Origin of the sequence: Kosakonia sp. SMBL-WEM22, assembly GCF_014490785.1 — a bacterium.
GTDB lineage: Bacteria > Pseudomonadota > Gammaproteobacteria > Enterobacterales > Enterobacteriaceae > Kosakonia.
Window position 1 is genome coordinate 4,730,458 of record NZ_CP051488.1, and the last position, 12,376, is coordinate 4,742,833.

Here is a 12,376-nt window from a genome sequence, read left to right on the forward strand (position 1 = left end):
GCTAACGCGTTAAAACGGCATCCGCGCGTGGGGTGCCGTTGCGTTTCGCCCAGACCACTGAGCCAATTTTTAACGCTTCCGACAATACAAACAGAACTATCGCTACCAGCGCAGAGCGCAATCCCGTCAGATGCAGCATCATCGGGATCAGCGCAACAGAGCATTTTAATGAGCACACACGGGCAATTTCCTGCGCCACCAAGAAAACCATATTGATATTTTTCTTCGCCAGAAACGACCACGCCGAAAAAAGTAACGAAAAAACTAATGCAGTATTAATAAAAAATATTAACTGGATTAATCCGCCCGTCCCACCGCTGACGTCTAAATGTGCATAATTGGAATAAAACGCGCGGATATCAAAATAAAAAGGCACGTTGCCGCTTTGCAGCGAATAAAAGAGATACCCGAGCAGCGCCAGCACGTCCATGACACCCCAAAAAATAAAAATTTTATTTCTTAAATTCATAATCTTCATCTCTTACGCCTGGAATCCAGTGCCATGATTTACCCGACACCGCCCAGGCATCATCACCCTCAAGGTATTTCTGGTAGATCGTCCGCTTTTCGCCATAGCGGCGGATTACCGAACGATTATAGATGAACTCACGCGTATCAGAAGCCAGATCCGCTGGCAGCGGCGTCCAGAGCTGAATTTTATCGCGCGAGGTGTTCATATAATCTTTACCGTCGGAGCCAAATACACGCCCCTCGTCGCCCATGCTGGTTGCACGGTTAAGCAGCATCACTGCCGCATTTTTCACGCCGTGGAAGTCCGTTTCGCTGGTTTTCCAGTAGCCGGGGCCAAACTCATCCGTTACCGGCGCAAAATCGCTGCGAGTAGGTGCCGGTCGGCCGTGCACCGCTACGCTGTCTTTAAAGCCGTTGATAATCGTACGGACGAAGACGGCGTTAAACGACAGACTCTGCACGCAGAACAGTTCAGCGCTTTCGGAGATAAAGAAGGGGTAATAGAAGCGGTTACGCGCGCTCACATTTGGCCTGACCACCACCACCGTTCCTTTATCAATCAGGCTATCGATATAGTTCTCTTTTTGGTGACCCAGCGGATCGTGCGGTAAGCCATATTTAAAACCGTGATGGGGTTTAATGGTGTAACCATCAATGCTGCCTAAAATATTGTTAGGGCTGCTTTCAATAACATACTCTTTTTTAATGATATTCTTAGCAATGTCCGGCGCGAGGATATTCTCATAATCCTTCGGCAATAAATTTCTTTTCCTGATATCATAAATATCCATTTTATAATACTCGCGTTTAATTGGTGACGGCCAAAAGCAGCGCAAAAGAGAGAGCAACTTTACTTTCTAATCGCCCCATCATACGCATGAAGCGGAATAAGGGTCTAAGAAAATATCTCACTTTAAGAATGTTCTTAGTTCAAATTTGTATTATGTCTGATTTGCGATAGTTCTGTGAAAATGAAATGAAAAAAATGGGGCATCGACCTGCCCCATTTAATTTAATCCGCATCGTAGCCTAAATGGGGCGCCAGCCAGCGCTCCACTTCCGCCACGCTCATCTCTTTGCGACGGGCATAATCTTCCACCTGATCGCGCTGAATTTGCGCTACCGCGAAATATTTACTCTCCGGATGGCTGAAGTACCAGCCGGAGACCGAGGCACCCGGCCACATGGCGAAGGACTCCGTCAGCTTCATGCCGGTATGTGTTTCCACATCCAGCAGCTGCCAGATCGTCTCTTTTTCCGTGTGCTCCGGGCAGGCCGGGTAGCCCGGCGCCGGACGGATCCCTTGGTAATTCTCGCGGATCAGCTCCTCGTTGCTGAGGTTCTCATTCGGCGCATAACCCCAGTAGACTTTGCGCACCCGCTCGTGCAGGTACTCAGCGAAGGCTTCTGCCAGCCTGTCGGCTAGTGCTTTGACCATGATCTTGTTGTAGTCGTCGTGCGCCGCGTCATAGGCCTCTGCCAGCGCGTCCTCCTCCAGCCCGCCGGTTACGGCGAAAGCGCCAATGTAGTCCGCTTTACCGCTCTGTTTCGGCGCAACGAAATCGGCGAGACAATAGTTAGCAAAGCCGATTTTTTCCGTCTGCTGACGCAGATGGCAGCCCAGCGCCAGCAGCGCCGTGCGGGTTTCATCGTGGTAGATCTCAACGTCATCGCCGACGCGGTTCGCCGGAAATAACCCGACTACGCCGCGCGGGTTGAGCCGCTTTTCTGCGCCGAGCATATCGAGCATGGCGTTCGCATCGACAAAAAGTCGTTTTGCCTCTTCGCCCACCACCTCATCTTCAAGAATGCGCGGATATTTGCCCGCCAGCGACCAGGTCATAAAGAAGGGTGTCCAGTCGATGTAATTACGCAGCGTCTCAATACTGGCCGTGACCTCCTGCACACCTAAACGGTGCGCGACCGGCGGCGTGTAACTCGCCCAGTCGAAGGCGAGATCGTTTTCGCGCGCGGCCTGCAGCGTCACCGGTGGCGTGCGCGGTTTTTTACGCGCATGCTGGATGCGCACCGTTTCATACTCTTTGCGGGTGCGGGAGACAAAATCATCGTGCTGCGTGGCAGAGAGCAGCGCAGAGACAACGCCAACGGTGCGCGAGGCGTTCTGCACATAGACCGTCGGCCCGCTGTAGTTCTGTTCGATTTTGACCGCCGTATGGGCTTTCGAGGTGGTCGCGCCACCAATCAGCAGCGGGATGGTGAAGCCCTGACGCTCCATCTCTTTCGCCACGTTGACCATCTCATCGAGCGAAGGGGTGATAAGGCCGGAAAGACCAATCAGATCGGCATTCACTTCGCGGGCGGTTTTGAGGATTTTATCCGCCGGCACCATTACGCCAAGATCGATAATTTCGTAGTTGTTGCACTGCAGCACCACGCCAACGATGTTCTTGCCGATATCGTGTACATCACCTTTTACCGTGGCGATCACCATCTTGCCGTTGCTGCTGCCCTTCTCTTTACTGGCTTCGATATACGGCTCCAGATAGGCCACCGCCTGCTTCATCACGCGGGCGGATTTCACCACCTGCGGCAGAAACATTTTGCCCTCGCCAAACAGATCGCCGACCACGTTCATGCCGTCCATCAGCGGCCCTTCAATCACTTCGATGGGGCGTGCGGCCTGCTGGCGGGCCTCTTCGGTATCCTGCTCAATAAATTCGGTGATGCCTTTTACCAGCGAATATTCGAGACGCTTTTTCACCTCCCAGCTGCGCCACTCCGCCTGCTGAGCGGCAGCGCCCTCATCGGCACCTTTACTGCCGCGATACTTCTCTGCTAACTCCAGCATGCGCTCGGTGGCGTCATCCCGGCGATTAAGGATCACATCTTCTACCGCATCGCGCAGCTCGGCGGGTAGATCGTCATAAATCGCCAGCTGACCGGCGTTGACGATACCCATGTCCATCCCGTTACGAATGGCGTAATAGAGGAACACGGCGTGGATCGCTTCACGCACCGGGTCGTTACCACGAAACGAGAAGGAGACGTTCGACACGCCACCGGAGATCAGCGCGTGAGGCAGTTCGCGTTTGATATCTTCACAGGCGCCGATAAAGTCCTGCGCATAGTTGTTGTGCTCTTCGATCCCCGTCGCCACGGCGAAAATGTTGGGGTCGAAAATGATATCTTCCGGCGGGAAACCTACTTCCTGGGTCAAAATCTGGTACGCACGGCGGCAAATCTCAATCTTGCGTGCGCGGGTGTCTGCCTGGCCCACTTCATCGAAGGCCATCACCACCACCGCCGCGCCATAGCGGCGCACCAGCTTCGCGTGATGGATAAAGGCCTCAACGCCCTCTTTCATTGAAATGGAGTTAACAATGCCCTTCCCCTGGATGCACTTCAGCCCTTTTTCAATCACCTCCCACTTGGAGGAGTCAATCATGATGGGCACGCGGGCAATATCCGGCTCACCGGCAATCAGGTTGAGGAAACGCACCATCGCCGCTTCGGCGTCGAGCATCCCTTCATCCATATTGATATCAATGATCTGCGCGCCGCTCTCCACCTGCTGACGAGCGACATCCAGCGCTTCGCTGTACTTCTCTTCTTTAATCAGACGCTTGAACTTGGCTGAGCCGGTCACGTTAGTGCGTTCGCCGACGTTAACAAACAGGCTCTCATCGCCAATATTGAGCGGCTCAAGACCGGCGAGACGACAGGCGACGGGCAACTCCGGCAGCTTGCGCGGCGGTACACCGGCAACCGCGCGGCTCATCGCCGCAATATGTTCCGGCGTGGTGCCGCAGCAGCCGCCTACAATGTTGAGGAAACCGGCCTGCGCCCATTCACCGATTTGCGCCGCCATGGTGTCGGCGTCGAGATCGTATTCGCCAAACGCATTCGGCAATCCGGCGTTCGGGTGCGCGGTGACGTAACACTCGGCAATGCGTGATAACTCCTGCACATACTGGCGCAGCTCGTCCGGCCCCAGCGCACAGTTGAGGCCGAAGGTGAGCGCATCGGCATGGCGCAAAGAGTTATAGAACGCTTCGGTGGTCTGCCCGGAGAGCGTGCGCCCGGAAGCGTCGGTAATGGTGCCGGAGATCATGATCGGCAGATCGATGCCCAGCGCATCGAACGCCTCTTTTACCGCGAAGATCGCCGCTTTGGCGTTGAGGGTATCGAACACCGTTTCGATCATGATCAGATCGGCTCCCCCCTCCACCAGCGCGCGGGTCGATTCGCGATAGGCAGTAACTAACTGATCGAAGGAGATATTACGAAACGCCGGGTCGTTAACGTCAGGTGAAATGGATGCGGTGCGGTTGGTCGGGCCGAGCACGCCGGCTACATAGCGCGGTTTATCCGGCGTCTGCGCGGTCCACTTATCGGCACTGGCACGCGCCAGCTTCGCGGCAGCCAGGTTGATCTCCGCCGACAGGGATTCCATCTGGTAATCCGCCATGGCGATGGTGGTGGAGTTAAAGGTGTTGGTTTCAATGATATCCGCGCCCGCTGCAAAGTAGGCATCGTGGATATCGGCAATGACCTGCGGTTTGCTGAGCACCAGCAGGTCATTGTTGCCTTTCAGATCGCAGGGCCAGTCGGCGAAGCGTTCGCCGCGGAAATCCTGTTCGCTTAAACGATAGCTCTGGATCATGGTGCCCATGCCCCCATCCAGAACCAGAATGCGTTCACTTAACTGCTGTTTCAGTTGCTCAACGTTGCTGCTCACACTCACTCCCGACGGCGCCAGATCAGGCCAAAAGGCCAGCAGGACATACTGGCATAAAGTCACAGGGTGGAAAAGCGACGCGGGGGGAATATGAGAGATGTTCAGCATCACTCATCCGATGAGTAGAGCGAGGAGTTAGGTTATACTCTGGCAAATCGAAAATCATTTCCACGATACAGAAAAGGAGCTCCTATGGTCGCCTCCGTCCCCGCAAAACGTGGCAGAAAAGCCGCCGCTCCCGCCGCGCCCGCTGGCGGGCAGGTGCAATCCTTAACGCGTGGCCTGAAATTGCTCGAGTGGATCGCAGAATCACACAGTAGCGTCGCGCTGACCGAGCTGGCACAGCAGGCCGGTTTACCCAACTCCACCACCCACCGATTATTGACCACTATGCAGCAGCTGGGCTTTGTCCGCCAGGTGGGCGAGCTGGGGCACTGGGCGATTGGCGCGCATGCCTTTATCGTGGGCAGCAGCTTTCTGCAAAGCCGCAACCTGATGGCGATTGTGCACCCGATTCTGCGCAAGCTGATGGAGGAGTCCGGCGAAACGGTGAACCTCGCGGTGCTGGATAAGAGCGATCATCAGGCGATCATTATCGATCAGGTGCAGTGTACGCAGCTGATGCGCATGTCTGCACCGATTGGCGGCAAGCTGCCGATGCACGCTTCCGGAGCAGGGAAAGCGTTTCTCTCCCGGCTGGATGATGAGCAGGTCGGTAATCTGTTGCACCGCCAGGGGCTGCACGCTTATACCCACGCCACACTGGTGTCGCCGCTGCATCTGAAAGAGGATCTCGCCCAGACGCGTAAACGCGGTTACTCCTTTGATGATGAAGAGCATGCCCTCGGCCTGCGCTGCGTCGCCGCCTGCATCTTTGATGAGCATGGCGAGCCGTTCGCCGCCATCTCTATTTCCGGGCCGATTTCGCGCATCACTGACGATCGCGTCACGGAGCTGGGTGCGATGGTGATCCGCGCGGCAAAAGAGGTGACGCTGGCTTACGGCGGCATCCGTACCTAAAGAGAGCGTTCTCTATATACGCGAGCACTCTCGCAGGCGATAGAAGGGATCTCTAATTGTTATCCCCCCTCAGGCAGTGGCACTTTGGCGGCAATGCCCTTTCTGAGGTTCTGCTTTATGAAGTGTAATAATCGTACGCTTGCCGCCCTCGCGCTGGCGCTGCCTGCACCGGTGTGGGCACATGTGAAGTGGTTTGTGGATTATGACGTCAAACTTGCCCCGGCCTCGCTGACGACGATTGCCGGTTCGCTCAGTTTTTGCGCGCTGCTGGCTCTCGCCACGCTGGTGATTTTCGCCACTTCTCTGGCCGACCGCCGCCTCCCCTCCTTACCTGAGATCCCACGCTTTCGCCCGCCGCTTCTGCGTGCCCAACAGTGGGTTCCGGTGATTATGCGCGTGGGGACCGGCCTCTTTTTTCTCATCCTTGGCCTCTTCTACCCGCAGGTGATCCTTACGCCAGAGCTGATCGTGGCAAACCCGTGGTTGACCTTTATTCACCTCACTATTGCCATCACCGCCGTGACGCGGAAAACCAGCTTTCTCGCCGGGTTGCTGATGCTGTTTCTCTATAGCTATGCGGTGCAGCTCTATGGCGCGTTCCACATGCTTGATTACCTGCTGTTTGTCGCTCTCGGTATCTATCTCATCAGCCAGACCTTTCTGCCGGTAGAAAACGACGAGCGGGTGATGGCCTTTGTGCGGCTGGTTCTCTGCTACTCCTTTTTATGGGGCGGCGTGGAGAAGTTTATGCAGCCGAATCTCTATTTCCAGCTGCTGGACGCGCACCCATGGCTGACAATGGGGTTTGACCGCGCTTTCTTCGTGCGTGGCTGCGGGTTTGTGGAGCTGTGTCTGATTTGGCATATCTACAGCGGCAAACTGGCAAGCTATGCCTGCATCACTCTCTTCGCGCTGGTCGCAGTGCTGGCCTTTATCCCCTTTGGCATCACGGACGTGGTCGGCCACTTCGCCTTTATTGTGCCGCTGGTGGCGATCCTGCTTACGCCACGGGAGACCGTGCTGTTTCGCAGCGCCGCAGCAAACACCGCCGCCTTTCTGGCGATGCTGCTGACGCTGCTACTGTTTGGCGCACTGAGCTACTCGGTGTTGCAGTACAACACCCACCTGCATTAACCGGCCTGCCGCAGCGTACTTTGGGCGAAGCGAATGCAGAAGCGCTGGCGCTTGCGGTAGGCGTAGACATCCTCCACGTGCCCCTGGCGAATGCGCGCCTGCAAACCACGCCAGTAGTCGGCGCGAAAGAGATCGGCGTGCATCTCTTCAAACAGCGGGCCGATTTCCGGGTCGGCGCAGAGCCAGTGGCGAAACTCCTCAGGGAAGACATCGCCTGGCGCGACGCTGTACCACGGTTCAGCGCTGAGCTCATCTTCCGGGTAACGCGGGGCGGGGATATCGCGGAAATTCACTTCTGTCATGTAGCAGATTTCGTCGTAGTCATAAAAGACCACCCGCCCGTGGCGCGTCACACCGAAGTTTTTAAACAGCATATCGCCGGGGAAAATATTGGCGGCGGCAAGCTGACGGATGGCATTGCCATACTCTTCCACCGCGTCGCGCAGCTGCTGGCCTTTCACCTGCTCGAACCAGAGATTGAGCGGCACCATACGCCGTTCAATATAGAGATGGCTGATGGCAATCCGATCGCCGAGATCGGTAATCTTACCCGGTGCCTGCTCCAGCAGCAGCGCCATTAGCGGCGGCGCAATCTGCCGCTTCTCCAGTACAAAATTTTCAAACTCCTGAGTGTCTGCCATGCGTCCGACGCGATCGTGCTCCTTCACCAGTTGATAACAGGCGCGAACGTGGGCGGCGCTCATCTCTTTTTGCGGCGGGAAGATATCTTTGATCACTTTGAAGACGCGATCGAACCCCGGTAGGGTAAACACCAGCATCACCATGCCGCGAATGCCCGGCGCTTCAATAAACTGCTCGTCGCTGTGAGTCACGTAGGTAAGATATTCGCGGTAACTCTCTGTTTTTGCGTGTTTCTGGCAGCCAATCGCCATATAGAGCTCGGCGGTGGTTTTACCCGGCAGGATCTCGCGCAACCACTCGACGGTGGCCGCCGGGAGCGGCGCATAGACCATAAAGTAGGAGCGGGCGAAGCCAAACACGATACTCGCTTCGGCGTGCGTGGTGAGGCAGGTATCAACGAACAACTCCCCTTCGTCGCTGCGATGGATCGGCAGCAGAAACGGCAGCGTTCCCGCCGGGGTGATGAGTTTGCCCACCAGCCAGGCGGCCTTGTTGCGGTAGAAAAGTTCGTTCGCTACCTGTAAATGCGCGTGGTTAAGCGCATCCATGCCAAACGCCTCCAGCAGATGGGCGCTGATATAACGCACGTCGCGCGCTTTGTCCTGCCACGGCAGCCGCAGCGGCAGGTCCGATAACACTTTTGTCAGCAACGCCTCCCAGCCACGCTCCGGCCAGAAAGCTTTCGCCAGCGGGCGCGGAATGGTGCGAAAACGGCGTTCGGGCTGTGAACTGAAGATGAAAAGGCGCTCGGGCGACAGCGAGCGATGATCGAATAAACGGCAATAGACCGAGTTAAAGAAGCTTTCGGCAATTTCAAAGCGGGGATAGTCGGGCAGCAGCTGCGTGTAGTGGGCTTTCACCTCTTGCAGAAATTCCGCGTCCGGATGCTGGCTGTCGGTGATACAGCGCAGTTGCTCCACCACCAGACCGACGTGGTGATCGTAGAGGTGGATACGCTGTTTCATCGCCTGCTGCACGGCGTGCCAGTCCGCCTGCTCAAAGCGCTGCTGCGCTCCGGCGGTCACTTCCAGAAAGCGCCCATACTGCGCGTCAAAACCCTGCAGGATGGTTTGTGCAATTAACAACGCCAGGCCACGCGACATGGGCTCCTCCAGGTGACGGCGGGATAAGTGTGTAAGCCGGAGACGCGCCCGCGCCATCCGGCAGCCACAATGCAGTCGGGCGCATTAGACGCCGAACTGCGCCTCTTCTGTCGATCCGGTTAATGCCGTGACCGACGAGGTTCCGCCCTGAATAATGGTGGTCACTTTGTCGAAGTAACCGGTGCCGACTTCCTGCTGGTGCGAGACGAAGGTGTAGCCCTCTTTCCCGGCGGCAAACTCCGGCTGTTGTACCTTCTCAACGTAGTGCTTCATCCCTTCGCCCTGTGCATAGGCGTGCGCAAGGTCGAACATGTTGAACCACATGCTGTGAATACCCGCGAGGGTGATGAACTGGAATTTGTAGCCCATATCCGACAGCTCCTGCTGGAAGCGCGCGATGGTGTCGTCGTCGAGGTTCTTCTTCCAGTTAAAGGAGGGCGAGCAGTTGTAGGCCAGCAGCTTGCCGGGGAATTTCGCATGAATAGCATCAGCAAAGCGGCGCGCCAGCGCCAGGTCAGGCGTCGAGGTTTCACACCACACCAGATCAGCGTAAGGGGCATAAGCGAGGCCGCGGCTGATCGCCTGCTCAATGCCGGCATGGGTACGGTAGAACCCTTCACTGGTACGCTCCCCGGTAATAAAGGTGCTGTCATAGGGATCGCAGTCAGAGGTGATAAGGTCGGCAGCATCCGCATCGGTGCGCGCGACCACGAGCGTCGGCACGCCAAGCACGTCAGCGGCCAGACGCGCAGCCACCAGTTTTTGCACCGCTTCCTGCGTCGGCACCAGCACTTTACCGCCCATATGACCGCACTTTTTCACCGAGGCGAGCTGATCTTCGAAGTGAACTGCCGCTGCACCGGCCTCAATCATCGATTTCATCAGTTCAAAGGCGTTCAGCACGCCGCCAAAACCCGCTTCTGCATCGGCTACGATCGGCAGAAAATAGTCGACATAGCGCGGATCGCCAGGCTCAATGCCGCTCGACCACTGGATCTGATCCGCGCGGCGAAAGGTGTTATTGATGCGCTCAACCACCGCTGGTACGGAGTTAGCCGGATAGAGGGACTGATCCGGGTACATGCTGGCAGCAAGGTTGGCGTCCGCTGCTACTTGCCAGCCGGAGAGGTAGACCGCCTCGATGCCCGCTTTCGCCTGCTGCAACGCCTGCCCGCCGGTCAATGCGCCAAGGCTGTTCACATAACCCTTTTTCGACTCACCGTTCAGCAGACGCCAGATTTTGGCGGCGCCAAGCTGCGCCAGTGTGCACTCCGGGTTGACCGAGCCGCGTAACTTCACCACCTCTTCCGCGCTATAGGGACGGCGAATGCCTTCCCAGCGTGATTGTGTCCATTCCTGTTGCAGCGCTTCAATTTGTTGGGTACGGGTTTTCATATGCAGATGCTCCCTATTCTTCTCCTGGCGTACCAGGTGTTATTGATGAAGGCCGTTTGCTCAGGGCCAGCGCACACACCTCAGCCTGTTTGTCATAGGCGGGAATGGTGGGCACTGCACTACCCTGGCCAACGTGGCGAACAAATTAGCCCGGGTAGTTACGCCAGCAGGCGGTAGCCCGGCAGGGTTAAGAAATCAATCAGCTCATCGGAGGTGGTGATCTGCTCCATTAGCCGCGCGGCGTCGTCAAAACGGCCGCTGCTGTAACGATGCTCACCCAGCTCCTCCTGGATGACCTGCATCTCTTCCGCCAGCATCTGGCGGAAGAGCGCTTTGGTCACCGGTTTGCCGTTGCTCAGCGTCTTCTGGTGGTGGATCCACTGCCAGATAGAGGTTCGGGAGATTTCCGCGGTGGCGGCATCTTCCATCAGGCCGTAAATGGGCACACAGCCGTTGCCGGTGATCCACGCTTCGATGTACTGCACCGCCACGCGGATATTGGCGCGCATCCCCTCTTCCGTGCGCTCCCCTTCACAGGGGGTCAGCAGCTCTTCCGCGCGGATCGGCGCATCCTCTTCGCGGGTGACAAAAAGCTGGTTTTTGTGCTCGCCCAGCGCCGCATTGAAGATCTCCATCACGCTATCGCCAAGGCCGGGGTGTGCAATCCACGTCCCGTCATGCCCGTTATCTGCTTCCAGCTGCTTGTCGGCTTTTACTTTGTTCAGCACCCAGTTATTGCGCTCAGCATCTTTGCTGGGGATGAAAGCCGCCATGCCGCCCATGGCAAACGCGCCGCGACGATGACAGGTTTTGATCAGCAGGCGGGAGTAGGCGCTGAGGAAGGGCTTATCCATCGTCACTACCTGGCGATCCGGCAGCACGCGGTCCGGGTAGTTTTTCAGGGTTTTGATGTAGCTGAAGATGTAATCCCAGCGGCCGCAGTTCAGCCCGACAATATGGTCGCGCAGCGCATGGAGGATCTCATCCATCTGGAAAACGGCCGGCAGCGTTTCAATCAGCAGCGTCGCTTTGATGGTGCCGCGCGGCAGGTTGAAGCGATCCTCTGTGAAGCTGAAGACCTCGCTCCACCAGGCGGCCTCTTGCCAGGCCTGGGTTTTAGGCAGGTAGAAGTAGGGGCCGCTGCCTTTGGCGAGCAGATTTTTATGGTTGTGGAAGAAGTAGAGTGCGAAGTCGAACAGGCTGCCCGGGATCGCTTCTCCGCGCCAGGTGACATGTTTTTCCGGCAGGTGTAAGCCACGCACGCGGCACACCAGTACCGCCGGATTGGGCTTCAACTGATAAATTTTTCCCGCTTCATTGGTGTAGCTGATAGTGCCCTTGACCGCATCGCGCAGGTTGATCTGTCCGTCGATCACTTTTCCCCAGTTTGGTGCCAGCGAATCTTCAAAATCCGCCATAAATACTTTCACGTTTGCATTCAGCGCGTTGATGACCATTTTGCGCTCAACCGGCCCGGTGATCTCCACGCGACGGTCCAGCAGATCGTCAGGAATACCGCGGATCGTCCAGTCGCCTTCACGGATGGAAGTGGTTTCCGAAATAAATCCTGGCAGCTTGCCATTATCAATCTCTTGCTGCTGCTGAACACGCGCGGCCAGTAGCTGATTGCGTTTCGGGGTAAAGCGCGCGACCAGGTCGCTCAAAAATTCTACTGCTGCCGGCGTCAGGATCTGCTCCTCCTGTGCGCCAAAGGGCTGGGTAAAAGCCAGTTCTTCAGTTGTGGTCGCCTGTTGTGTCATGGTGCAGTCTCCTCTTTTGGCAGCAAACTCATTTTCCAGGGCAAACGAAGATCGGTTGTGCAGTTTTCGTGCAGCAGGATCAATCCTGGCCAATAAATTTTCCAAAATCAAAAACAATTTCCATTTTAATTACAGTTTCATGATAAGTGATT

Annotated in this window: 8 protein-coding genes; 2 read left to right on the top strand and 6 right to left on the bottom strand. The window is 56.5% G+C overall.

Translation table 11 applies throughout. The features are described from left to right. Nucleotide 1: 1 nt before the first annotated feature. The 3 genes from HF650_RS22845 to metH all read right to left on the bottom strand — a co-directional run bounded on the left by HF650_RS22845 (nt 2) and on the right by metH (nt 5,170). Nucleotides 2–478, bottom strand: a complete 477-nt coding sequence (locus tag HF650_RS22845) for a hypothetical protein (protein WP_223284233.1) — start codon at nt 476–478, stop codon at nt 2–4. After that, nucleotides 453–1,229 (bottom strand): hypothetical protein, encoded by a 777-nt coding sequence (locus HF650_RS22850; protein WP_187800488.1) that lies wholly within the window; start codon nt 1,227–1,229, stop codon nt 453–455. The genes HF650_RS22845 and HF650_RS22850 overlap by 26 nt, the downstream gene beginning before the upstream one ends. 254 nt (nt 1,230–1,483) lie before the next feature. After that, nucleotides 1,484–5,170, bottom strand: coding sequence for a methionine synthase (gene metH / locus HF650_RS22855; RefSeq protein ID WP_187800489.1), 3,687 nt, complete (start codon nt 5,168–5,170; stop codon nt 1,484–1,486). Nucleotides 5,171–5,362: 192 nt separating this feature from the next. On the opposite strand from metH, the gene iclR reads away from it, so the two are divergent. Both iclR and HF650_RS22865 read left to right on the top strand, forming a co-directional pair. After that, nucleotides 5,363–6,190, top strand: coding sequence for a glyoxylate bypass operon transcriptional repressor IclR (iclR, locus tag HF650_RS22860; protein ID WP_023478496.1), 828 nt, complete (start codon nt 5,363–5,365; stop codon nt 6,188–6,190). A gap of 117 nt (nt 6,191–6,307) precedes the next feature. Further along, the gene (locus HF650_RS22865; RefSeq protein WP_187800490.1) at nt 6,308–7,324 is read left to right on the top strand and encodes a hypothetical protein; all 1,017 of its coding nucleotides are present in this window, start codon (nt 6,308–6,310) and stop codon (nt 7,322–7,324) included. Here HF650_RS22865 and aceK read toward each other — a convergent pair. The 3 genes from aceK to aceB form a co-directional block, all read right to left on the bottom strand. After that, complete coding sequence (gene aceK, locus HF650_RS22870) at nt 7,321–9,069, bottom strand: bifunctional isocitrate dehydrogenase kinase/phosphatase (protein ID WP_187800491.1); 1,749 nt, start codon at nt 9,067–9,069, stop codon at nt 7,321–7,323. The two genes, HF650_RS22865 and aceK, sit on opposite strands and share 4 nt — an antisense overlap. 84 nt (nt 9,070–9,153) lie before the next feature. Then, a complete protein-coding gene (gene aceA, locus HF650_RS22875) occupies nt 9,154–10,464 on the bottom strand; it encodes an isocitrate lyase (protein WP_187800492.1) in 1,311 nt (436 codons plus the stop codon). Between the two features lie 158 nt (nt 10,465–10,622). After that, nucleotides 10,623–12,224 carry a malate synthase A gene (gene aceB / locus HF650_RS22880; RefSeq protein WP_187800493.1) on the bottom strand — a complete coding sequence of 534 codons (1,602 nt, stop codon included), beginning with the start codon at nt 12,222–12,224 and terminating at the stop codon, nt 10,623–10,625. Nucleotides 12,225–12,376 lie beyond the last annotated feature (152 nt).